General features: G+C 66.9%; 19 protein-coding genes. 10 read left to right on the forward strand and 9 right to left on the reverse strand.

What is annotated here, in order from left to right; all coding sequences use genetic code 11:
* Positions 1 to 134 precede the first annotated feature (134 nt).
* Positions 135 to 1,604: a CCA tRNA nucleotidyltransferase gene (locus ACWDEX_RS06110; protein ID WP_450462005.1), complete on the forward strand. Its 1,470-nt coding sequence runs from the start codon at positions 135 to 137 to the stop codon at positions 1,602 to 1,604.
* A 104-nt stretch (positions 1,605 to 1,708) separates the two neighbouring features.
* Here the strand turns inward: ACWDEX_RS06110 and ACWDEX_RS06115 are convergent, their stop codons facing one another.
* From ACWDEX_RS06115 to ACWDEX_RS06130, 4 genes are all read right to left on the reverse strand, one after another.
* Positions 1,709 to 2,233, reverse strand: coding sequence for an LppU/SCO3897 family protein (locus tag ACWDEX_RS06115; protein ID WP_450462006.1), 525 nt, complete (start codon positions 2,231 to 2,233; stop codon positions 1,709 to 1,711).
* Between the two features lie 118 nt (positions 2,234 to 2,351).
* Positions 2,352 to 3,614: an MFS transporter gene (locus tag ACWDEX_RS06120; protein WP_450462007.1), complete on the reverse strand. Its 1,263-nt coding sequence runs from the start codon at positions 3,612 to 3,614 to the stop codon at positions 2,352 to 2,354.
* A gap of 76 nt (positions 3,615 to 3,690) precedes the next feature.
* Positions 3,691 to 4,773 carry an inositol-3-phosphate synthase gene (locus ACWDEX_RS06125; RefSeq protein ID WP_450462008.1) on the reverse strand — a complete coding sequence of 361 codons (1,083 nt, stop codon included), beginning with the start codon at positions 4,771 to 4,773 and terminating at the stop codon, positions 3,691 to 3,693.
* Positions 4,774 to 4,817: 44 nt separating this feature from the next.
* Positions 4,818 to 5,498, reverse strand: coding sequence for a PadR family transcriptional regulator (locus ACWDEX_RS06130; RefSeq protein WP_450462010.1), 681 nt, complete (start codon positions 5,496 to 5,498; stop codon positions 4,818 to 4,820).
* Positions 5,499 to 5,873: 375 nt separating this feature from the next.
* Here ACWDEX_RS06130 and ACWDEX_RS06135 point away from each other — a divergent pair, with 375 nt between their 5' ends.
* Positions 5,874 to 8,582 carry a transglycosylase domain-containing protein gene (locus ACWDEX_RS06135; RefSeq protein ID WP_450462011.1) on the forward strand — a complete coding sequence of 903 codons (2,709 nt, stop codon included), beginning with the start codon at positions 5,874 to 5,876 and terminating at the stop codon, positions 8,580 to 8,582.
* A 129-nt stretch (positions 8,583 to 8,711) separates the two neighbouring features.
* Positions 8,712 to 10,220 (forward strand): glycosyltransferase family 87 protein, encoded by a 1,509-nt coding sequence (locus tag ACWDEX_RS06140; protein WP_450462012.1) that lies wholly within the window; start codon positions 8,712 to 8,714, stop codon positions 10,218 to 10,220.
* Between the two features lie 75 nt (positions 10,221 to 10,295).
* On the opposite strand, the gene ACWDEX_RS06145 is transcribed toward ACWDEX_RS06140, so the two are convergent.
* The 3 genes from ACWDEX_RS06145 to ACWDEX_RS06155 all read right to left on the reverse strand — a co-directional run bounded on the left by ACWDEX_RS06145 (position 10,296) and on the right by ACWDEX_RS06155 (position 13,051).
* Complete coding sequence (locus ACWDEX_RS06145; protein ID WP_450462013.1) at positions 10,296 to 11,327, reverse strand: alanine racemase; 1,032 nt, start codon at positions 11,325 to 11,327, stop codon at positions 10,296 to 10,298.
* A 127-nt stretch (positions 11,328 to 11,454) separates the two neighbouring features.
* On the reverse strand, positions 11,455 to 12,573 hold the full coding sequence (femX, locus tag ACWDEX_RS06150) for a peptidoglycan bridge formation glycyltransferase FemX (protein WP_450462014.1): 1,119 nt from the start codon (positions 12,571 to 12,573) through the stop codon (positions 11,455 to 11,457).
* 160 nt (positions 12,574 to 12,733) lie between these two features.
* Positions 12,734 to 13,051, reverse strand: coding sequence for a hypothetical protein (locus ACWDEX_RS06155; RefSeq protein WP_450462015.1), 318 nt, complete (start codon positions 13,049 to 13,051; stop codon positions 12,734 to 12,736).
* A gap of 263 nt (positions 13,052 to 13,314) precedes the next feature.
* Between ACWDEX_RS06155 and rpsF the strand changes: the two genes are divergently transcribed.
* The 4 genes from rpsF to rplI all read left to right on the forward strand — a co-directional run bounded on the left by rpsF (position 13,315) and on the right by rplI (position 15,046).
* Positions 13,315 to 13,605, forward strand: coding sequence for a 30S ribosomal protein S6 (rpsF, locus tag ACWDEX_RS06160; RefSeq protein ID WP_004985983.1), 291 nt, complete (start codon positions 13,315 to 13,317; stop codon positions 13,603 to 13,605).
* Positions 13,606 to 13,681: 76 nt separating this feature from the next.
* Positions 13,682 to 14,263 carry a single-stranded DNA-binding protein gene (locus ACWDEX_RS06165; RefSeq protein ID WP_450462016.1) on the forward strand — a complete coding sequence of 194 codons (582 nt, stop codon included), beginning with the start codon at positions 13,682 to 13,684 and terminating at the stop codon, positions 14,261 to 14,263.
* Between the two features lie 81 nt (positions 14,264 to 14,344).
* Positions 14,345 to 14,581 (forward strand): 30S ribosomal protein S18, encoded by a 237-nt coding sequence (gene rpsR / locus ACWDEX_RS06170; RefSeq protein WP_003949403.1) that lies wholly within the window; start codon positions 14,345 to 14,347, stop codon positions 14,579 to 14,581.
* Positions 14,582 to 14,599: 18 nt separating this feature from the next.
* Entirely contained in the window at positions 14,600 to 15,046 is a 447-nt protein-coding gene (rplI, locus tag ACWDEX_RS06175) for a 50S ribosomal protein L9 (protein WP_450462017.1), read from the forward strand.
* 148 nt (positions 15,047 to 15,194) lie between these two features.
* Here rplI and ACWDEX_RS06180 read toward each other — a convergent pair whose 3' ends face one another.
* Positions 15,195 to 16,532 carry an MATE family efflux transporter gene (locus tag ACWDEX_RS06180; RefSeq protein ID WP_450462018.1) on the reverse strand — a complete coding sequence of 446 codons (1,338 nt, stop codon included), beginning with the start codon at positions 16,530 to 16,532 and terminating at the stop codon, positions 15,195 to 15,197.
* Between the two features lie 459 nt (positions 16,533 to 16,991).
* Between ACWDEX_RS06180 and dnaB the strand changes: the two genes are divergently transcribed.
* The gene (dnaB, locus tag ACWDEX_RS06185; protein WP_450462019.1) at positions 16,992 to 18,467 is read left to right on the forward strand and encodes a replicative DNA helicase; all 1,476 of its coding nucleotides are present in this window, start codon (positions 16,992 to 16,994) and stop codon (positions 18,465 to 18,467) included.
* A gap of 64 nt (positions 18,468 to 18,531) precedes the next feature.
* On the opposite strand, the gene ACWDEX_RS06190 is transcribed toward dnaB, so the two are convergent.
* Positions 18,532 to 19,089 (reverse strand): TetR/AcrR family transcriptional regulator, encoded by a 558-nt coding sequence (locus tag ACWDEX_RS06190; RefSeq protein WP_450462020.1) that lies wholly within the window; start codon positions 19,087 to 19,089, stop codon positions 18,532 to 18,534.
* 63 nt (positions 19,090 to 19,152) lie between these two features.
* Between ACWDEX_RS06190 and ACWDEX_RS06195 the strand changes: the two genes are divergently transcribed.
* Positions 19,153 to 20,130 carry a DsbA family protein gene (locus tag ACWDEX_RS06195; protein ID WP_450462021.1) on the forward strand — a complete coding sequence of 326 codons (978 nt, stop codon included), beginning with the start codon at positions 19,153 to 19,155 and terminating at the stop codon, positions 20,128 to 20,130.
* 211 nt (positions 20,131 to 20,341) lie between these two features.
* Complete coding sequence (locus ACWDEX_RS06200; protein ID WP_450462022.1) at positions 20,342 to 21,727, forward strand: serine hydrolase domain-containing protein; 1,386 nt, start codon at positions 20,342 to 20,344, stop codon at positions 21,725 to 21,727.
* Positions 21,728 to 21,783 lie beyond the last annotated feature (56 nt).

Consider the following 21,783-nt stretch of genomic DNA (forward strand, 5'->3'; position numbering starts at 1 on the left):
GAAAGCACGACTGTCCTTTATCTCCGCGTATCGAGAGAAAGGTAGACACGGCATGCTTATGAACGTGTACGGAGCGCTTGTGCATTTTTAATGCAGGCGGCCACCCTCGCCCGGGCCACGTACCCTTTTCTGTTGTGCCGAACGCCAACGAAGACAATCCCAGTGCCCTGAGTCAGGTGCAGCACCGCGCGGTGACGGAACTGCTGCGGGTGTCACCTGTCGCTGACGACCTCGCCCGCCGTTTCCGCGACGCAGGCTTCTCGCTCGCCCTGGTCGGCGGCTCGGTGCGGGACGCCCTCCTCGGCCGGCTCGGCAACGACCTGGACTTCACGACCGACGCCCGCCCCGAGGACGTCCTGAAGATCGTGCGGCCGTGGGCGGACGCCACGTGGGAGGTCGGGATCGCCTTCGGGACCGTCGCCGCTCAGAAGGACGCACGCGTCGGGGACGCTGTTCAGCGCTTTCAGATCGAGGTGACGACCTACCGGTCAGAGGCCTACGATCGCACCTCGCGCAAGCCCGAGGTCTCGTACGGCGATTCCATCGAGGAGGACCTGGTCCGTCGCGACTTCACGGTCAACGCGATGGCTGTCACGCTGCCCGAGAAGGAATTCATCGACCCTCACGGTGGGCTCAGTGATCTCGCCGCCCAGGTTCTGCGTACGCCGAGTACCCCCGAGGAATCGTTCTCGGACGACCCACTGCGGATGATGCGAGCTGCACGCTTCGCGGCTCAGCTGGACTTCGAGGTCGCTCCCGAGGTCGTCACGGCCATGAAAGAAATGGCCGGCCGCCTTGAGATCGTGTCCGCTGAGCGTGTGCGGGACGAACTGAACAAGCTGATCCTGTCCGCGCATCCGCGCAAGGGACTGACGCTGCTGGTCGACAGCGGCCTCGCCGACCATGTTCTGCCGGAGCTCCCCGCGCTGCGGCTGGAGCGCGACGAGCATCACCGGCACAAGGACGTCTACGACCACACGCTGATCGTGCTGGAGCAGGCGATGGCGCTGGAGGCCGGCGGCCCCGACCTGACCCTGCGGCTTGCCGCACTGCTGCACGACATCGGCAAGCCGAGGACGCGCCGCTTCGAGAAGGACGGTCGGGTCTCCTTCCACCACCACGAGATGGTGGGCGCCAAGATGACCAAGAAGCGGATGACAGCGCTGAAGTACTCCAACGACATGGTGAAGGACGTCTCACGTCTGGTCGAACTCCATCTGCGCTTCCATGGCTATGGAACGGGTGAGTGGACGGACTCCGCAGTACGTCGTTACGTCCGTGACGCGGGCCCGCTCCTCGACCGCCTCCACAAGCTGACTCGCTCCGACTGCACGACCCGCAACAAGCGCAAGGCGGCGGCGCTCTCCCGCGCGTACGACGGCCTGGAGAAGCGCATCGCCCACCTGAAGGAGCAGGAGGAACTGGACGCGATCCGCCCCGACCTGGACGGCAACGAGATCATGGAGATCCTCGGCGTTCGTCCTGGCCCTGTCGTCGGCCAGGCGTACAAGTTCCTTCTGGAACTTCGCTTGGAACACGGTCCTATTGGGCACGAGGCGGCGGTGGCGGCGCTCAAGGAGTGGTGGACCGAGCAGGGCTCCTAAGACGAAAGCGGGGCGATGTTTCACATGAAACATCGCCCCGGGAACAGCGAAGGGGCGATGTTTCACGTGAAACACCGCCCCTTCGTCATGGGCAGAGCCAGGTGTTACTTGGCTTCCTTCAGGCAAAGCACCACGTCGTGGCCGTTGCCGTACTGGACGTAGGAGATCTGTGCGCCCGTGACGCCCTCACACTTGTCCATGTCCTTGCTGCCGTCGAACTTCTCGACGACCTTGTACTGGGCGTCGCCGGACGAGCAGTCGACCTCCTTGAGCTTGGGATCGGAGTTCGAACCGTCGTTGTGCATACAGGCGCCCACCGACGTGGTCTCCGCGTCATTGCGGTTCAGGTACCAGCCCACGCCGAACTTCAGACCGATGACGATGACGGCGACGACGAGCGTGCCTATGAGACGCACCGCCTTCTTGCCGGAACGCTTGCTCGGCTCGGTCTGCGGTGGTACCGGAGCGGGCGCACCCTGGTTGGGGAACGGCGCATAGGGGGCCTGAGGAGGTACTCCGGGGCCGCCGGCCTGCTGCGGCGGAACTCCCGGCTGGCCGGGTTGCTGCCCCACGGGCACGGTGGGCTGCTGGGCATAGGGATTCTGGCCCTGGGGCGGCGGAGTGGTCACTTTTGGGAGGTCCCCCCTCAAACGGGATGCGCATGGCGCGAAATAAGACGCCCGTAAGCTACCGGCCCGCACTGACAACTCTGAAGCTCCCTGAGACTCCGTATCACTGATGTGACACTTACTGGCGCTCGAAGCGGGACATAGCCGCAGCAATCGCTGCGTAGATGACGGCGACCGCGATGACCAACGGAGTTGAGCGCCCGTCAGGAGGCAGCATCAGGGCGGCGACCCCGGCCGCGCCGACGAATGCGACGTTGAAGAGTACGTCGTAGACCGAGAAGATCCGGCCGCGGAAACCGTCGTCGACCGCGGACTGGACGATCGTGTCCGTGGAGATCTTCGCGCCCTGTGTGATCAGTCCCAGCACGAATGCTGCGACCAGCATGGGAGCGGTGGCGAACGGCAGTCCGAGGGCGGGCTCCAGGACCGCGGCGACGGCGGCGCACACAGCGATCCAGCGAATGGGACCGAGCCGCCCCACTGCCCACGGGGTCACCACGGCCGCGGCGAAGAAGCCGGCACCGGAGATCCCCAACGCCAGCCCCAGCAGAGCGAGGCCCTGACTCGGGGTGGAGGACAGTGCGTACCGGCACAGCATGAGCACCAGAACCAGCAGCGCGCCGTAGCAGAACCGCATCAGCGTCATTGCGGTGAGCGCCCAGGCGGCCTCCCGTCGCGGAGGCTCCGCGAGATGCCGTATGCCCGCCACCAGGTCGCGCGTGGTGCCGATGAGGGCCGTACCCAGCCGCGGTGGCGCAGCCCCCGGATCGGGACCCAGCAGTTGCGGTGCCAGGCTCAGCGACATGAGGGCCGCGCCGAGATACAAGACCGCGCCCAGCAGCACCACCGGCGCGTCGGAGTCCGCGGCAACCAGGCGCACAGCGAAGGCGAGCCCGCCGCCCGCGGACGCGGCGAGCGTACCGGCCGTCGGGGAGAGCGAGTTGGCCATCACCAGACGTTCGCTGTCGACGACCCGGGGCAGCGCCGCAGACAGTCCCGCGAGGACGAAACGGTTGACCGCGGTGACGCACAGCGCGGAGACGTAGAAGAGCCAGTTCGGGACATGGCTCACCATCAGGACGGCCGTCGCGCAGGCCAGCAGGGTGCGCAGCAGGTTGCCGTAGAGAAAGACCTGACGGCGCCGCCAGCGATCCAGCAGTACGCCCGCGAAGGGACCGATGAGGGAGTACGGCAGGAGCAGCACGGCCATCGCGGAGGCGATGGCCGTGGCCGAGGTCTCCTTCTCCGGTGAGAAGACGACGTATGTGGCGAGTGCGACCTGGTAGACGCCGTCGGCCCCCTGGGACAGCAGCCGTACGGTGAGTAGGCGTCTGAAGCCCCGGAAGCGCAGGAGGACGCGCAGATCACGCACGACGGACATGGGGCACAGCCTCACATACGCGTGGGGTCCCCGGGCGCACGGCCCGGGGACCCGTCAGGACCAGGGAACGATGGTCCTAGCGCTCGACCTCACCGCTGATGAACTTCTCGACGTTCTCACGGGCCTCGTCGTCGAAGTACTGGACCGGCGGGGACTTCATGAAGTAGGACGACGCCGACAGGATCGGGCCGCCGATGCCGCGGTCCTTGGCGATCTTCGCGGCGCGCAGGGCGTCGATGATGACGCCCGCGGAGTTCGGGGAGTCCCAGACCTCGAGCTTGTACTCCAGGTTCAGCGGGACGTCACCGAAGGCGCGACCCTCGAGGCGAACGTAGGCCCACTTGCGGTCGTCCAGCCAGGCCACGTAGTCGGACGGGCCGATGTGGACGTTCTTCTCGCCGAGGTCCCGGTCGGGGATCTGGGAGGTGACGGCCTGCGTCTTGGAGATCTTCTTGGACTCCAGGCGCTCACGCTCGAGCATGTTCTTGAAGTCCATGTTGCCGCCGACGTTCAGCTGCATCGTGCGGTCCAGGATGACACCCCGGTCCTCGAACAGCTTCGCCATGACGCGGTGCGTGATGGTGGCGCCGACCTGCGACTTGATGTCGTCACCGACGATCGGGACGCCCGCCTCGGTGAACTTGTCGGCCCACTCCTTGGTGCCGGCGATGAAGACCGGAAGGGCGTTGACGAAGGCGACCTTGGCGTCGATGGCGCACTGGGCGTAGAACTTCGCCGCGTCCTCGGAGCCGACGGGCAGGTAGCAGACGAGGACGTCGACCTGCTTGTCCTTCAGGACCTGGACGACATCGACCGGGGCCTCGGCGGACTCCTCAATGGTTTCGCGGTAGTACTTACCGAGACCGTCGAGGGTGTGGCCGCGCTGGACCGTCACGCCGGTGGACGGGACGTCGCAGATCTTGATGGTGTTGTTCTCCGAGGCGCCGATGGCGTCGGCCAGGTCGAGTCCGACCTTCTTGGCGTCCACGTCGAAGGCGGCGACGAACTCGACGTCACGGACGTGGTAGTCGCCGAACTGGACGTGCATCAGGCCCGGGACCTTGGACGCCGGGTCGGCGTCCTTGTAGTACTCGACTCCCTGCACCAGCGATGCGGCGCAGTTGCCCACGCCGACGATGGCTACGCGAACCGAACCCATTCCGGTTGCTCCCTGTGTGTGCGAGGTGAAGCCCCGACTGGACCTCACGCGGTGGTGTCGTCGGACGGATCCGGCCGGGTGCTGTCCCGGTGCCGGGGCAGGCCGCCCGTCTCTCCAGATGTGCTGTTTCGAGCGGAGTCGTCGGCGGCGGAACCCCTGAGGTCCCGACCGGCCCGCTCGCTCTCGATGAGCTCGTTCAGCCAGCGCACTTCGCGCTCCACGGACTCCATCCCGTGGCGCTGGAGCTCGAGGGTGTAGTCATCGAGGCGCTCCCGGGTGCGTGCCAGAGAGGCGCGCATCTTCTCCAGGCGTTCCTCCAGCCGACTACGGCGGCCCTCCAGTACGCGCATGCGCACGTCGCGGGAGGTCTGTCCGAAGAAGGCGAAGCGAGCAGCGAAGTGCTCGTCCTCATACGCGTCAGGACCTGTCTGTGAGAGCAGCTCCTCGAAGCGTTCCTTACCTTCCGCCGTCAACCGGTAGACGATTTTGGCGCGGCGCCCCGTGAGTGGGGCAGCGAGGGCGTCCTCGGTGGTGTTGCCCGACTCCTCGATCAACCAGCCGTTGGCGACCAGCGTCTTGAGGCACGGGTAGAGCGTCCCGTAGCTGAACGCGCGGAAAACACCCAGCGATGTATTGAGTCGTTTGCGCAGTTCGTAGCCGTGCATCGGGGACTCACGGAGCAGGCCGAGGACGGCGAACTCAAGGATCCCGGAACGCCGGTTCATGTGCGCCTCCTTCCTGCTGCTGTCTCGTCCTCACGGTCTTTATGTCGAGCTGATGTATCGACTCGATACATCAAGACGATAGAGCGCGTCTCCGGGTGCGACAAGAGGGAACACGGTGAACGGGGTCACATCACTGATTCGTAGGAAGCAAGTTGCCCTTTTTAAGGTGAAGTTCGGATCTAGGTGCGCTTTGACGGTGCGTAGTCTGTGCGCCATGCACACCACCGGGAACCGGAGTGGCGCCTGGGAACGTCCTCGTCCCCGGTGCAGTACGGGTGAATGCGGATGCGACCGCATCCGTACGTCGGGGGGACCGGAAGCCAGCCGCCGTTTCCAGGCGCGCGAGGATGCGCCTGCCCGAGGAGTAATCGTTCGATGAGCGAGCACCGTCGCAAACCGCCACAGCCGCAGGGAGGCGGACGTGCCGCGGCCCGACGCGGACAGTCGACATCCCCCGGTCGCCGTGCGGCACCGCGAGGCGACACTGGGTCACCTGCCGATTCCTACGGAGCCGGAGGTGAGGACCGCCCGTACGGTGGCCGTGCCGAGGCCCGGCGGGCGGCACAGAGAAATGGAGGCGGCCGGCGCAGGGCGCCCGACGGCGCGGGGCGCGGTCGCGGGCAGGGCAGAGGGCGAGGCGCCCCTCCCGCCAAGAAGCGCTTCATCGACTACCCGCGTGCGGGCAAGTACGGAGTCGGACGCTGGTTGCCCTCCTGGAAGCTGGTGACGGCGCTGTTCGTCGGCTTCATAGGAAGTCTCGTGGCGGTTGCGGGCATCGGGTACGCCATGGTGAACGTCCCGGACCTCGCCAAGACCGCGACCGCGCAGAACAACGTCTACTACTGGTCCGACGGCTCCCAGATGGTCGCTACCGGTAGTGAGTTCAACCGCCAGATCATCAACTACTCCCAGATCCCCAAGGACATGCGATACGCCGTCATCTCGCAGGAGAACAAGACCTTCGAGACCGACAGCGGTATCGACCCCAAGGGCATCGCGCGGGCCTTCTTCAACATGGCCACGGGCGGTCAGACACAGGGTGGTTCCACCATCACCCAGCAGTACGTCAAGAACGCGATGCTGGACGACCGGTCGCAGACGATCTCGCGGAAGTTCAAGGAGATCTTCGTCTCGATCAAGGTCAGCTCCAAGGTCTCCAAGGAAAAGATCATGGAGGGCTACCTGAACTCCGCACCCTATGGCCGCGGGGCCTACGGCCTCCAGGCGGCCGCGCACGCGTATTTCGACAAGGACGCCACTGACCTCAACCCGGGCGAGTGCGCCTTCCTGGCAGCGATGCTCAAGGGCGCCGTGTTCTACGACCCGGCGGGTGCGACGTCCGTCAACGCCGCCGCCACACCGGAAGACAACCAGCGGCGAGCCCTGCGGCAGATGCAGGACACTCTCAACAAGATGGTCGAGTACGGCCATCTGAGCACCCAGGTGCGGGAGAAGTACACCACCCTGCCCAAGACCAAGAGCCCGCGGTCGAACGGCCGGCTGAGCGGCCAGGTCGGCTATCTCGTCGACCTCGCCAAGGGGTACCTGATCCACAACACGAATATCACCGACCTCGATCTGCAACGGGGTGGGTACTCGATCTACACGACCTTCGACAAGAAGAAGGTCAACGCGCTCGAGGCCGCGGTCAAGAAGGTCCGGAAGGCCAACATCAAGCCCAAGGAAGATCCGGAGCACGACACACACGTCCAGTTCGGCGGGGCCTCGGTGGACACGAAGACGGGTGCCATCAAGGCCATCTACGGCGGTGAGGACGCCACCAAGCACTTCAACAACAACGCCGACGTGACCGGCGCCCAGGTCGGTTCGACGTTCAAGCCGTTCGTGCTCGCGGCGGCGATGAACTGGGGTGTCCGTAACCCCGATCTCGAGGCGGACCAGTCGCTGGAAGAGCGCACCATCGTCTCCCCCAAGAGTCTGTACAGCGGCAAGAACAGGCTCAAGATCAAGCTGTACAACGGGGACGTCTGGAAGAACGAGAAGGGCAAGGAGTGGCTGCAGCCCAATGACGGCAATGCGTCGGTGGGCTCTCCGCCGGACTACCAGATCGACCTCCGTGAGGCGATGAGGGAGTCCGTGAACTCCGCCTTTGTGCAACTGGGCATGGACGTCGGTCTGGACAAGGTCAAGGAAGCGGCGACCCTGGCTGGTCTGAAGGACGAACAGCTGGAAGGTGCCAGCTTCCCGGCGTTCTCCATCGGTATCTCCGACCCCAGCGCGATCCGCATGGCCGGCGCGTACGCCACCTTCGCGAACAGCGGCAAGCAGAACGAGCCGTACTCCGTCGAGAAGGTCACCAGCAAGGACGGGACGGTCTTCATGCACAAGGCCAAGCCCAAGCAGGCCTTCTCCTCGCTGGTCGCCGACAACGTCACGGACATTCTGAAGACCGTGGTCGAGGAGGGCACGGGTAAAAACGCCCGGCTGCCCGGCCGTGACGTGGCCGGCAAGACCGGTACCACCGACGGAAACAAGTCCGCGTGGTTCGTTGGCTACACCCGGCAGCTGTCCACCTCGGTCGGCATGTTTCGGCTGGACGACAACGAGAACAACAAGAAGCGCAAGTTCCTGTCGATGTTCGGAACGGGCGGCCAGAAGAAGATTCACGGTGCCTCGTTCCCGTCCGAGATCTGGCACGACTACATGGCCGGGGCGATGCAGGGCATGCCGGTGGAGGCGTTCCCGGCCCCGCAGCCCATCGGTGAAATCGTCAACGCCCGGCCCACGCCGACGCCGACTCCGTCGGCCACCGAGACCCAGGAGGCGAGCCCGACACCGAGCCCGACGCCGACCGAGACGCTCACCTCGCCCACGCCCACGCCTACGCCGACGCCGAGTGACACCTGCGGTTACTTCGGCTGGAACTGCGGCAACGACAACGGCGGAGCCGGTGGTAACGGCGGACCCGGTGGGGCTGGCGGACCGGGTGGGCCTGGTGGACCCGGCGGTGTGACCCCCACTCCCACTGAGACGGCCGACCAGGGAGGCACTCGGGGCAATGGCAATGGCAACGGCAACGGCAACGGCAACGGCACTGGAGGGATCTTCCCGGGTGGCGGGTAGCCATCACTGAGCGTGTTTCACGTGAAACAATCCGTTTCACGTGAAACATCGGCCGTAGAGGGGCCGTCATACCGACCAGGTATGGCGGCCCTCGGTGTTTCCCAGGGCGGATGCGGCAGGATGAGCCTCATGTCCAGTGCAGAGACGACGCGAGCGAGCGCGCACGACCCCGATTCCGTGCGGCCGACCAGAGAGGACGAGGTTGCAGCGGCTGGCAGCGAGCTGATCGGCGGCCCCATCGGGCGACGGGCACTGCTCGGCACGTCCTGGTGGACTCCTGTGCGGATCGTGGCGCTCGTCGCGATCGGCATGTTCGCCCTCGGGATGGTCCAGAAGCTGCCCTGCTACGACAGCGGCTGGTTCTTCGGCGCCGGCTCGCAGTACACGCACGCTTGCTACTCGGACATCCCGCACCTCTACCAGGGGCGCGGTTTCGCCGACGGGCTCGTGCCCTACTTCGACAAGCTCCCCGGCGACATGGACTACCTCGAGTACCCGGTGCTCACCGGTGTGTTCATGGAGGTCGCCTCCTGGCTCACCCCGGGCAGCGGTGCCCTCCAAGGCCGTGAACAGACGTACTGGATGGTCAATGCCGGGATGCTCATGGTGTGTACCGCGGTCATCGCCGTGTGCACCGCGCGCACTCACCGTCGGCGCCCCTGGGACGGCCTTCTGGCCGCCCTCGCACCCGCCTTCGCGTTGACGGCCACCATCAACTGGGACCTGCTCGCTGTGGCCCTGCTGGCCGCCGCGATGCTGATGTGGTCGCGCGGCCGGGCTCTCGCCTTCGGCGTTCTGGTCGGGCTTGCCACAGCTGCCAAGTTCTATCCGTTCCTGGTGCTCGGACCGCTCCTCGTACTGTGCTGGCGAGCAGGCAAATGGCGGGAGTACGGGATCGCCTTGCTGGGCGCCGCGGGCGCATGGCTCGCCGTCAACCTGCCGGTGATGTTGCTCGCCCCCGAGGGCTGGGCGAAGTTCTACGGCTTCAGCAGGGAGCGGGGGGTCGACTTCGGCTCGGTCTTCCTGTTCGTCTCGCGCTGGTTCGACGTCGAGATCACCTCGGACACGGCCAATACCTGCGCAATGATCATGATGGTGGGGGTCTGCGTCGGTATCGCCGGGCTCACACTGACCGCGCCGCGCCGCCCGCGCTTCGCGCAGCTCGCGTTCCTGATCGTCGCGGCGTTCATCCTCACCAACAAGGTCTACTCGCCGCAGTACGTGCTGTGGCTGGTTCCCCTGGCCGCGCTCGCTCGGCCGCGCTGGCGGGACTTCCTGGTCTGGCAGGCCTGCGAGGTGGCGTACTTCCTGGGGATCTGGATGTACCTCGCGTACACGACCAGCGGAGACGCCCACAAGGGCCTGCCGACAGACGGGTACCAAGTCGCCATCGCCATCCATCTGGTGGGGACGCTCTACCTGTGCGCCGTCGTCGTACGCGACATCGTCATGCCAGAACGGGACCCGGTGCGCCGGGCCGGTGACGACGACCCGTCCGGCGGGGTGCTGGACGGCGCGCCGGACGCCTTCGTCCTGGGGGTGGCCGCTCATCCGCCGCGGCACGCGGCACACGTCGACGGGCCGCAGGTGGACTGGGGTAGCCGAAGCACGGAGCCCACGGGGAACAGTTCGCTCTGAGCGAACGGAGCAAGAGGGGGGCTGCACAAAGGCCGTACACAGGTGCTGTGTACGGCCTTTGTGTTCCGCCCAGGCTCAGCAGTCGACGAGCCGGTCGAACTGCGTGGTGGTGTGACGCAGATGGGCCACCAGTTCGTCGCCGACCTTCGGCTCGGTGGCCTCCGCCGGGACGAAGAGGATCGAGACCTGCATGTGCGGGGGCTCAGCGAACCAGCGTTGCTTGCCCGCCCAGACGAACGGCGAGAGGTTCCGGTTCACCGTTGCGAGGCCGGCCCGCGCGACACCCTTGGCGCGCGGCATGACACCGTGCAGGGCTTTGGGTGCCTCCAAGCCCACGCCGTGCGACGTTCCGCCCGCCACGACGACCAGGAACCCGTCGGAAGCCGCCTTCTGTTGCCGGTAGCCGAAACGGTCACCCTTAGAGACGCGGGTGACGTCCAGGACAGCACCGCGGTACTCGGTGGCTTCGTGGTCCCCCAGCCACAACCGGGTGCCGATGCGGGCGCGGAAGCGGGTCTGCGGGAACTGTTGCTGGAGCCGGGCCAGTTCCTCGGCCTTGAGGTGGCTGACGAACATCGTGTGCAGCGGCAGCCGGGCCGCGCGCAGCCGGTCCATCCAGCCGATGACCTCCTCGACGGCGTCGGAGCCGTCGGTGCGGTCCAGCGGCAGGTGGATGGCGAAGCCCTCGAGGCGGACGTTCTCTATGGCGGCGTGCAGCTGTGCCAGTTCCTGCTCGCTCACGCCGTGCCGCTTCATCGAGGACATCACCTCGATGACCACCCGGGCGCCCACGAGACCGTAGACACCGTCGATGGACGACACCGAGCGGATGACGCGGTCGGGCAGCGGCACTGGTTCCTCGCCCCGGCGGAACGGCGTCAGCACCAGCAGGTCGCCGCTGAACCAGTCCTTGATGCGGGCCGCCTCGTACGTCGTGCCCACGGCGAGGACATCCGCGCCCAGACGCGTGGCCTCCTCCGCCAGCCGCTCGTGGCCGAAGCCGTAGCCATTGCCCTTGCAGACCGGGACGAGTCCCGGGAACTGCTCCTGCACGTGCTTGTGGTGTGCCCGCCAGCGCGCGGTGTCGACGTAGAGCGTGAGCGCCATGGCCGGTCCCGGAACCTTTCTTGTGGCTGCGGTGTATCAGAGGTCTGAGAGGAAATTGTGACGGATCCGTCGGGCCGGCGGAGCGGTACCGGGCTGCCTGACGGGCCTGGCACGGGGCTCCGGCGGGTCAGCGACGGGACATGTAGATGTCGAGCGCCTTGTGGAGCAACTTGTTGAGCGGGAAGTCCCACTCGCCGAGGTACTCGGCGGCCTGCCCGCCCGTGCCCACCTTGAACTGGATCAGACCGAAGAGGTGGTCGGTCTCGTCCAGCGAGTCGGAGATGCCGCGCAGGTCGTAGACGGTGGCGCCGAGCGCGTAGGCGTCGCGCAACATCCGCCACTGCATGGCGTTCGAGGGCCGCACCTCGCGGCCGATGTTGTCTGATGCGCCGTAGGAGTACCAGACGTGTCCGCCGACGATCAGCATGGTCGCCGCCGACAGGTTCACTCCGTTGTGCCGGGCGAAGTAGAGGCGCATGCGGTTGGGGTCCTCGTTGTTGAGGGCCGACCACATGCGCTGGAAGTACGACAGCGGGCGGGGGCGGAAGTGGTCGCGCACAGCCGTGATCTCGTACAGTCGCTGCCATTCCGCGAGGTCGTGGTAACCGCCCTGGACCACCTCTACACCGGCCTTCTCGGCCTTCTTGATGTTGCGGCGCCACAACTGGTTGAAGTTCTTGTGGACCTCTTCCAGGGAGCGGTTGGCGAGCGGCACCTGGTAGACGTAGCGGGGCTGTACGTCGCCGAAGCCGGCGCCGCCGTCCTCCCCCTGCTGCCAGCCCATGCGACGCAGCTTGTCGGCGACCTCGAAGGCGCGCGGCTCGATGACGTCCGCTTCGATGTCGCGCAGGCGCTTCACGTCCGGGTTCTGGATGCCCTGCTTGATGGAGGCGGCCTCCCAGCGCCGGATGATCACCGGCGGGCCCATCTTCACGGAGAAGGCGCCCTGCTGCTTGAGGTGCGCGAGCATGGGCTGGATCCAGTCGTCCAGGTTCGGCGCGAACCAGTTGATGACCGGGCCCTCGGGGAGGTAGGCGAGATAGCGCTTGATCTTGGGCAACTGGCGGTAGAGCACCAGTCCGACGCCCACCAGTTCGCCGTTCTTGTCGAACCAGCCGAGGTTCTCGGAGCGCCACTCCGCCTTGACGTCTGCCCAGGCCGGAACCTGCATGTGGCTCGCCGCAGGCAGGCTCTGGATGTACGCCAGATGCTGCTCGCGGCTGATCGTCCTCAGGGTCAGGCTCATTCGGGGCGCTCCTCGGGCTGGTGTGTCCCCATGGGTACAGGGGCTCCGGCTCTCGCGCCGAAGCCTACTGCGCCCTGCGAGCGCCCCGTCTGGCCGTATGGAACCTGCGTGCCCGTCAGGCCGTCCGGCGGACCCCTGGGCCGACCGGCGACCTCACGAGTCAGCCCCCGATGATCCCTCCGAAGAGGCCGCCGTCGGCCATACCGAGGAAGAAGCCGATGGCGGAGGCCCCGATCCCCAGGATCAATCCGAAGCGCTCACGAGTCGTGGCGGAGACGAGTTGTCCGTACGCGCCGGTGAGGATCCCCACCAGGCCGGTCCAGGAGCTGACCAGATGCAGGCCGCCGATCATCGCCGTAACGAAGGCCGTTCCCCCCAGCACCAGGGTCACCACGAGCAGGGTTGTCTGGAGGGGATGGGCCTTGCCGTCCGTGGCGAAGAGAGAGCCGGTGGTGTTGGGTCGCAATACCTGTGCCATAGGCACCTCCTGCGGAAGGCGGCGCATCGTAGCGCCGTACACACCCGATGTGTACAGATTGACGGGCCTCACGGCCGGATTTCAACCGGAAGCTCGTGTGCGGGTACTCTGTACCGTCTGCACCGGTGTCTGCCCAGGCTGAGCCGGGGAAACCGCCGACTGGCCTTCGATTGTCAGTGGCGGCCGATACCGTTGCGTACGCATCACAACCCTCCTGCCACGGAACGACCGTGGCCGCTGAGTCCAAAGGAGGTGGGTTCCACATGCGTCACTACGAGGTGATGGTCATCCTCGACCCCGATCTCGAGGAGCGCGCTGTCTCCCCGCTGATCGAGAACTTCCTTTCTGTCGTCCGTGACGGTGGCGGAAAGGTCGAGAAGGTCGACACCTGGGGCCGTCGTCGTCTCTCGTACGAGATCAAGAAGAAGCCCGAGGGCATCTACTCGGTCATCGACCTGCAGGCCGAGCCTGCGGTCGTCAAGGAGCTCGACCGCCAGATGAACCTGAACGAGTCGGTCCTCCGGACCAAGGTCCTCCGCCCCGAGACCCACTGAGCCCTCCGCTCAGCGGATCACGGGATTCGAGTAGCAGCACAAGCAGCCAGCAGCAAACCCGCCGAGAGGTTCCCCCATGGCAGGCGAGACCGTCATCACGGTCGTCGGCAATCTTGTCGACGACCCCGAGCTGCGCTTCACCCCGTCCGGTGCGGCGGTCGCGAAGTTCCGCGTCGCGTCCACTCCCCGCACCTTCGACCGCCAGACGAACGAGTGGAAGGACGGCGAGAGCCTCTTCCTGACCTGCTCGGTCTGGCGTCAGGCGGCGGAGAACGTCGCCGAGTCGCTCCAGCGAGGCATGCGCGTCATCGTGCAGGGCCGGCTGAAGCAGCGGTCCTATGAGGACCGGGAGGGCGTCAAGCGCACGGTCTTCGAGCTCGACGTCGACGAGGTCGGCGCGAGCCTGCGCAACGCCACGGCCAAGGTCACCAAGACCTCCGGCCGCGGTGGCCAGGGCGGTTACGGCGGCGGTGGCGGTGGCGGCCAGCAGGGCGGCGGCTGGGGCGGTGGCCCCGGTGGCGGCCAGCAGGGCGGCGGCGCTCCGGCCGACGACCCGTGGGCGACCGGCGCTCCGGCCGGCGGCCAGGGCGGTGGCGGCTGGGGCGGCGGCTCCGGCTCCGGCGGTGGCGGCGGCTACTCGGACGAGCCCCCCTTCTAGACCTTTGGGCCGGGCCTTGAGTCCGGACCGGGTCAAGGGCGGGTTGCATCCCAAACTTCTTGATCACACAGGAGAAACACCATGGCGAAGCCGCCTGTGCGCAAGCCGAAGAAGAAGGTCTGCGCTTTCTGCAAGGACAAGGTCACGTACGTGGACTACAAGGACACGAACATGCTGCGGAAGTTCATTTCCGACCGCGGCAAGATCCGTGCCCGCCGCGTGACCGGCAACTGCACGCAGCACCAGCGTGACGTCGCCACGGCCGTCAAGAACAGCCGTGAGATGGCGCTGCTGCCCTACACGTCCACCGCGCGCTAAGGGAAGGGTGACCGACTCATGAAGATCATCCTCACCCACGAGGTTTCCGGCCTCGGTGCCGCGGGCGACGTCGTCGACGTCAAGGACGGTTACGCTCGCAACTACCTGATCCCGCGGAAGTTCGCTATCCGCTGGACCAAGGGCGGCGAGAAGGACGTCGAGCAGATCCGTCGGGCTCGCAAGATCCACGAGATCCAGACCATCGAGCAGGCCAACCAGGTCAAGGCCCAGCTCGAGGGCGTGAAGGTCCGTCTGGCTGTCCGCTCCGGCGACGCCGGCCGTCTCTTCGGTTCCGTCACCCCGGCCGACATCGCCTCGGCGATCAAGGCCTCCGGTGGCCCCGAGGTCGACAAGCGCCGCATCGAGCTGGGCGCGCCGATCAAGACGCTGGGCTCTCACGAGACGTCCGTGCGTCTGCACCCCGAGGTTGCCGCCAAGGTCAACATCGAGGTCATCGCGGCCTGATGCCGCGCTCGGCTTGAGCAGCTGAGAGAAGGGCCGCACCCAGGGGTGCGGCCCTTCTTTGTCGCTGGAGGCAGTCATGCCTGCTGATGCACGCGCCCTGGTGTTTCACGTGAAACACCACGGAGGGGAGGCGAGATCGTCGGCTCGGTCAGCGCGTCGCGCCCGTCACGACCCAACGGCCCGAGCGGGTGCGCAGCCACAGCGTGAGCATCCGTACGGTCATCATCAGCGTCATCGCTGCCCAGACGGCGGTCAGCCCGCCGCCGAGAACCGGAACGAGCAGGGCCACGGGAGCGAAGACCGCCAGTGTCAGCACCATCGCCCAGGCCAGGTACGATCCGTCCCCGGCTCCCATCAAGACCCCGTCCAGCACGAAGACGATGCCGCAGATGGGCTGCCCGAGAGCCACGAGCACCAGCGCGGGCAGGGCCGCACGGTGGACGGTCGTGTCACCGGTGAACAGCGGCAGGAACAGTGGGCGGGTCATGAGGACCAGCAGTCCGAGCACGACTCCAGCGACGAAGCCCCACTGCACCATGCGGTGACACGCCGCGCGGGCGCCCCGCGGGTCGTCCGCACCGAGATAGCGCCCGATGATGGCCTGCCCGGCGATGGCAATCGCGTCCAGGGCGAAGGCGAGCAGGTTCCACAGCGACAGGATGATCTGGTGCGCGGCGATGTCCGCGTCCCCGAGCCGAGCGGCGACAGCGGTGGCGATCACCAGGATCGCTCGAAGCGAGAGCGTACGGACCAGCAGCGGTGCTCCCGCCTGTGCACAGGCCCGTATCCCGGCCGTGTCCGGCCGCAGCGACGCACCGTGGCGGCGGGCACCACGGACGACGACGTACAGGTACACGGCGGCCATGCCGCACTGGGCGATGACGGTGCCCCAGGCGGAGCCGGCGATGCCCAGGCCGGCGCCGTAGACGAGGCCTGCGTTGAGGGCACCGTTCGCCACGAAGCCCGCGACGGCGACGTACAGCGGCGTTCTCGTGTCCTGCAGGCCGCGCAGGAGACCCGTGGCAGCGAGGACGACGAGCATCGCGGGGATGCCGAGTGCCGAGATCCGCAGATACGTCGTCGCATACGAGGCAGCGGACTGTGAGGCGCCGAAGAGGTCCACGATTTCGGGGGCCATGGGCAGGACGACGGCGATGACCATCGCTCCGAGCAGCAGCGCCAGCCAGACACCGTCCATGCCCTGGCGGATGGCGGCCCGTAGATCGCCCGCGCCGACCCTGCGCGCGACTGCGGCCGTGGTGGCGTACGCCAGGAAGACGAAGACGCTTACGGCGGTGGTCAGGAGCGCCGAGGCGACGGCGAGACCGGCCAGTTGCGCGGTGCCGAGATGGCCGACGATCGCACTGTCGGCTATCAGGAAGAGGGGCTCTGCGACGAGTGCGCCGAAGGCCGGAACGGCCAGTGCGACGATCTCCCGGTCATGTCGGCGTCGGATGGCGCGGGGTGTCGCGGGAGCCTGGGTCATGACCGCCAAGATAGCCGTCCACAGGTAAGAGATGCAAGCAGTGAGTGCCCCTTACTCTGGCTCAGTAGGGGCGCGGCGCTGTGTACCGTTCGCGAAGATCTTGACCCGGCTGGGGAAGTTTTTCTTCTGCACAGCCAGTGGACGGGAAAAGAGCAGGTCAGAGTCGATCGAGCGAGGTGGCTGAGGGCTTGTTCACAGGACTGTCCACCGTGTCGTGCACAGGTTTTGTGGAGTTGTCCACAGTGTAGGGGCCGTCGTCCACATGCCCTGTGGATAACCAGATTGGCTGACGGTGCCGACAGGCCTAACGTGGTCCGGCGCCCGCTCCGCGTGCGTCCTTGCGGAACGCGCGAAATCGACGCGTCTGAAACGGAGCTGGGGTTCTCAGTTTGTCAGTGCCGTGCCCTAGAAACGAGGTGCACGGCGAAGTCCGCGCGGCGGACGGGAGGAGGCGGCCCGGTGAGCATTTCCGAGCCCTTGGACGATCCGTGGGCCGACAGCGGTCCCACTGATCGTGTGCCCGCCTCCCGTCGGCGGCACGATGGCGGCCGGAGCCGCGACGAGCAGCACGACCGCGGCCGGGACAGCGAGTCATGGGACGGGGCGGGTTCCTCCTTCGAGCGAGTCCCGCCGCAGGACCTGGACGCCGAGCAGTCCGTGCTCGGTGGCATGCTCCTGTCCAAAGACGCGATCGCCGATGTCGTGGAGATCCTCAAGGGCCGTGACTTCTACCGGCCTGCGCACGAGACGATCTACCAGGCGATCCTCGACCTGTATGCGAAGGGCGAGCCGGCCGACCCCATCACGGTTGCCGCCGAGCTGACCAAGCGTGGCGAGATCACAAAGGTCGGCGGAGCCTCGTATCTGCACACCCTCGTGCAGACGGTCCCGACCGCGGCGAACGCCGAGTACTACGCACAGATCGTGCACGAGCGTGCGGTGCTGCGCCGCCTGGTCGAGGCAGGAACGCGCATCACCCAGATGGGGTATGCCGCCGATGGTGACATTGACGAGATCGTCAACGGCGCCCAGGCTGAGATCTTCGCGGTCACCGAACAGCGCACGGCCGAGGACTATCTGCCGCTCAGCGAGATCATGGAGGGGGCGCTCGACGAGATCGAGGCGATCGGCTCGCGGTCGGGGGAGATGACCGGTGTGCCGACCGGCTTCACCGATCTCGACCAGCTCACCAACGGTCTGCATCCCGGCCAGATGATCATCATCGCGGCCCGCCCCGCCATGGGTAAGTCGACGCTGGCCCTGGACTTCGCACGGGCGGCCTCCATCAAGCACAACCTGCCGAGTGTGATCTTCTCGCTTGAAATGGGCCGCAACGAGATCGCGATGCGCTTGCTGTCCGCCGAGGCGCGGGTAGCCCTGCACCACATGCGGTCCGGCACGATGACGGACGAGGACTGGACCCGGCTCGCGCGCCGCATGCCAGACGTGTCGGCCGCTCCGCTCTACATCGACGACTCGCCTAACCTGTCGATGATGGAGATCCGCGCCAAGTGCCGCCGTCTCAAACAGCGCAACGACCTGAAGCTGGTCGTCATCGACTATCTGCAGCTGATGCAGTCGGGCTCGAAGCGGTCCGAGAGTCGACAGCAGGAAGTCTCCGAGATGTCCCGGAACCTCAAGCTGCTCGCCAAGGAGCTGGAGCTGCCAGTGATCGCGCTTTCGCAGCTCAACCGAGGACCCGAACAGCGCACGGACAAGAAGCCCATGGTGTCCGATCTGCGTGAGTCCGGTTCGATCGAGCAGGACGCCGACATGGTGATCCTGCTGCACCGCGAGGATGCGTACGAGAAGGAGTCGCCGCGCGCGGGCGAGGCGGACATCATCGTCGGCAAGCACCGAAACGGTCCGACGGCGACGATCACGGTCGCCTTCCAGGGCCACTACTCCCGCTTCGTGGACATGGCACAGACCTGACCGGAGTCGCTGTAGCGTCTCCGCTCTGCGACATCGGGCACCGGCGCGGCGGGCCGTTGCGAAGTCAGCGCCGGAACAGCCTCCAGAAGGCGAGGGCCGTCTCCGGTGCGGACACCGGGGCGTTCTGCGTGATCCAGGTGGCGATCACGCCGATCAAGGCGCCGGCCAGATAGGCGGCATGCACCTCGTCCGGTACGTCATCGAATCCGGCGGGACAGCGCCCTTCGCGGAACGAGGCGACGAGTTCCGTGGTCAGCCGTTCCCGCATGCGTGCGGCGAACAGAGCGCTTCCCTGGGCGCCCAGCATGCGTCTGTACAGAGCCGCATTGTCGAGGACGTGCTCGAACAGGTCGTTCAGCGGCTGGGGCACGACATCGCGAGGCGCGTCGAGAGGACACAGAGCTGCCGTACGCGTCACATGCGCCATCGCGTCTTCCATGGCATCCGTCACAAGTGCGTTCACGTCGGGGAAGTGCTGATAGACGGTGGCTCGGTTCACGCCGGCGTGCTTGGCGACCTCCGACATGGTGATAACGGCGGGATCCTTGGCCGCGGCGAGCTCAAGGATCGCGGTCCGCAGCTGGGCCCGACTGCGCTGGGCGCGGGGATCGTCCAGGTTCATGACCTCACACTAACCGACAGTTGTCGATTTACTAATCAACAGTTGTTGATTAAGGTTTCGTTCATGCGAATCGAGATCTGGGCAGACGTGGTCTGCGCATGGGCATACCTCGGCAAGCGGCGTCTGGAGAAGGCGCTGGCCAGTACGGCACTCGCCGATGCCGGGGCTGAGGTGGTCTGGCGTCCGTTCCGCATCGACCCGACCACGCCGGACAAGGCGACTCCCATCGAGGAGGCATATCGCGATCCGCTGGTGGACGCCGCGTTGCAGCAGTGCTCGCCGGGGCTGTCTCCGGCGGAGAACCGGGTCCGTGTCTCCCGGATCGCGGCGGACGAAGGACTGGGGTCGCAGTGGGGAGCGGTCTGGCGGGCCAGCAGCCACGACGCCCATCGGATGCTTTACCTGGCCCGGGAGCACGGCGGCGCCGCGCTGCAGAACGAGGTGGCCGAGCAGGTGATGAAGGCGCACTTCATCGACGGCGACGACATCAGCGACCGCCGCCGCCTCAAGATGGTCGCCATGCGCTCCGGATTCGCCGAGGGGGCGGAGCTGCTGGACTCCGACGCGGGCGACCGAGAGGTGCGGGAACTCGTTCTGACAAGCAAAGCTCGAGGCATCGCGACATCGCCGACGATCGTGGTCGGTGACCGGGCGCTGGCCGGCGCCCAGTCGCCCGAGGTGATCGCGGCCTTTCTCGCCGGAGGTGACCGCGGGCGCGAGATGCCGGAGGAGGTCCAGCGGTTGCGCTGGGCCGAGTCCCTGCTGGACCAACACGACCCCCTCGGCGCCCTCGCCCTGCTGAGGCCATTGCTCGACGAGCATGCGGACGACCTGAACGTCCGCCGCATCGCGGCTCGCAGCTACTTCCACTCCGCCCAGCTGTCGCGCGCTCGTGACGTGCTGGAGCAGCTGGTCAACGACGCGCCGGACGACTCCTATGCGCGGCTCATGCTCGGCCGCACCCTCCAGCGCTTGGGAAAGCACGACCAGGCTGCTCTGCACCTGAAGATGGCGGCTGCCATGACGCCCGAGTACGCCTGACCGGCCACCGGTTGAACTGGGTAAGTGACCACAGGCGGCGAGGAGCTGCGCGCATTCGAGACGTCCGGCGGATGCCAAGCCGAAACAGCTGGGGAAGCCGGGGTCACAACCTCAGTTCAGCAGAGCGAAACGGAAGCACCTGCCGTCGCTCGGGCGAGCGCGACCGGGTATTTGGCTCGACGTGAGATGCGTGGTCGGGTGGACTGGTCCCATGACGACACATCAGGAAGAGCTGCTTCCTGCCACGCGCCGGGCTCTGCTGCACCGCATCGCCGTGGCTCAGGCCGAAGGGCGGTCGCCGTCACTGGTGGCGGCGGTCGTCCGGGACGGGCAGACGGTGTGGCACGGTTCCCGCACCTGCGTGGACGGCCAAGCCCCGGACGAGAACGTGCAGTACCGGATCGGCTCGATCACCAAGACCTTCACCGCGGTCCTTGTGTTGCGGCTGCGTGACGAGGGCCTCCTGGACCTAGGCGACCCGCTGGAGAAGCATCTGCCCGGCACCGGTGCGGGGGAGGCCACCATTGCCGAGCTTCTTGCACATACGGGCGGTCTTGCGGCCGAGTCGCCCGCGCCGTGGTGGGAGCGTACCCCCGGCACGCTGCGCCCCGAACTCTCGGATGTACTGGGCGAGCAGCCCCTGCGGCACCCGGTCGGTCGCAGGTTCCACTACTCCAACCCCGGCTACGCACTCCTGGGCGCGCTGGTCGAAGAGGTTCGCGGGGCTCCCTGGGAGGATGTTCTGCAGCGTGAGGTGCTCGAGCCGCTGGGGTTGCATCGCACGAGTAGCCGGCCGCAGACGCCGCACGCCGGCGGCTGGGCCGTGCATCCGTGGGCGGATGTGATGCTGCCGGAGCCCGCCGAGGACCTGGGCCGAATGGCACCCGCCGGTCAACTGTGGTCAACCACAGGCGACCTGGCGCGCTTTGCCGTCTTCCTCTCCCGGGGTGACGATCGGGTGCTGTGTGCGGAGTCCGTCCAGGAGATGCGTACACCCGCTGCGCCGCCAGAGGCCGTGGATGTGGCGGGCGGTTATGCCTACTGCCTCGGTCTGGAGATACGGCACCGGGACGGTCGCCCCCTCGTCGGGCATACCGGCTCCCTCCCCGGCTTTCTCGCGAGCCTCACCTTCAGCGTCGAGGACGACGTGGCGGCCGTCGTGCTGGCCAACTGCACCTCCGGGGCGCTGCTCGCCGCCGTCGCCGCCGATCTCGTTGGCATCGTGGCCGAGGCGGAACCCCGGATCCCCGAGCCGTGGCGACCGCTGCCCGATGTGGACCGGACGGTGCTGGAGCTGGCGGGGCAGTGGTACTGGGGGACGCAGGGGTACGCGCTGCGCCTGACCCTGGACGGGGGAGTCTCTCTGGAGCCGCTCTCCGGCGTGGGCCGTCGCTCGCACCTGCGGTCCAACGGAGATGGCACCTGGACCGGGCTTGACGGCTACTACGCGGGGGAGCTTCTGAAGGCAGTGCGACGGCCGGATGGATCAGTGAGTCATCTGGATCTGGGGTCGTTCGTGTTCACGCGTCAGCCCTACGACGAAGGGGCTCCTGTGCCCGGCGGCGTGGACCCGGAAGGGTGGCGCGGAATCCGATAGGCTGCGCCACCGTCGAAAGGGGCATGTTTCTCGTGAAACATGCCCCTTTGTTGGTG

Source organism: Streptomyces sp. NPDC001020 (genome assembly GCF_053599115.1).

Coding starts and splice junctions, on each gene's coding strand:
- ACWDEX_RS06145 (WP_450462013.1), bottom strand. CDS start 11,327: ATGGCGCTCACGCTCTACGTCGACACCGCGCGCTGGCGGGCACACCAC.
- ACWDEX_RS06180 (WP_450462018.1), bottom strand. CDS start 16,532: ATGACCCAGGCTCCCGCGACACCCCGCGCCATCCGACGCCGACATGAC.
- ACWDEX_RS06190 (WP_450462020.1), bottom strand. CDS start 19,089: ATGAACCTGGACGATCCCCGCGCCCAGCGCAGTCGGGCCCAGCTGCGG.
- femX (WP_450462014.1), bottom strand. CDS start 12,573: ATGAGCCTGACCCTGAGGACGATCAGCCGCGAGCAGCATCTGGCGTAC.
- ACWDEX_RS06125 (WP_450462008.1), bottom strand. CDS start 4,773: ATGGGTTCGGTTCGCGTAGCCATCGTCGGCGTGGGCAACTGCGCCGCA.
- ACWDEX_RS06120 (WP_450462007.1), bottom strand. CDS start 3,614: ATGTCCGTCGTGCGTGATCTGCGCGTCCTCCTGCGCTTCCGGGGCTTC.
- ACWDEX_RS06140 (WP_450462012.1), top strand. CDS start 8,712: ATGTCCAGTGCAGAGACGACGCGAGCGAGCGCGCACGACCCCGATTCC.
- ACWDEX_RS06195 (WP_450462021.1), top strand. CDS start 19,153: ATGCGAATCGAGATCTGGGCAGACGTGGTCTGCGCATGGGCATACCTC.
- ACWDEX_RS06135 (WP_450462011.1), top strand. CDS start 5,874: ATGAGCGAGCACCGTCGCAAACCGCCACAGCCGCAGGGAGGCGGACGT.
- ACWDEX_RS06155 (WP_450462015.1), bottom strand. CDS start 13,051: ATGGCACAGGTATTGCGACCCAACACCACCGGCTCTCTCTTCGCCACG.
- ACWDEX_RS06130 (WP_450462010.1), bottom strand. CDS start 5,498: ATGAACCGGCGTTCCGGGATCCTTGAGTTCGCCGTCCTCGGCCTGCTC.
- ACWDEX_RS06165 (WP_450462016.1), top strand. CDS start 13,682: ATGGCAGGCGAGACCGTCATCACGGTCGTCGGCAATCTTGTCGACGAC.
- rplI (WP_450462017.1), top strand. CDS start 14,600: ATGAAGATCATCCTCACCCACGAGGTTTCCGGCCTCGGTGCCGCGGGC.
- ACWDEX_RS06200 (WP_450462022.1), top strand. CDS start 20,342: ATGACGACACATCAGGAAGAGCTGCTTCCTGCCACGCGCCGGGCTCTG.
- rpsR (WP_003949403.1), top strand. CDS start 14,345: ATGGCGAAGCCGCCTGTGCGCAAGCCGAAGAAGAAGGTCTGCGCTTTC.
- rpsF (WP_004985983.1), top strand. CDS start 13,315: ATGCGTCACTACGAGGTGATGGTCATCCTCGACCCCGATCTCGAGGAG.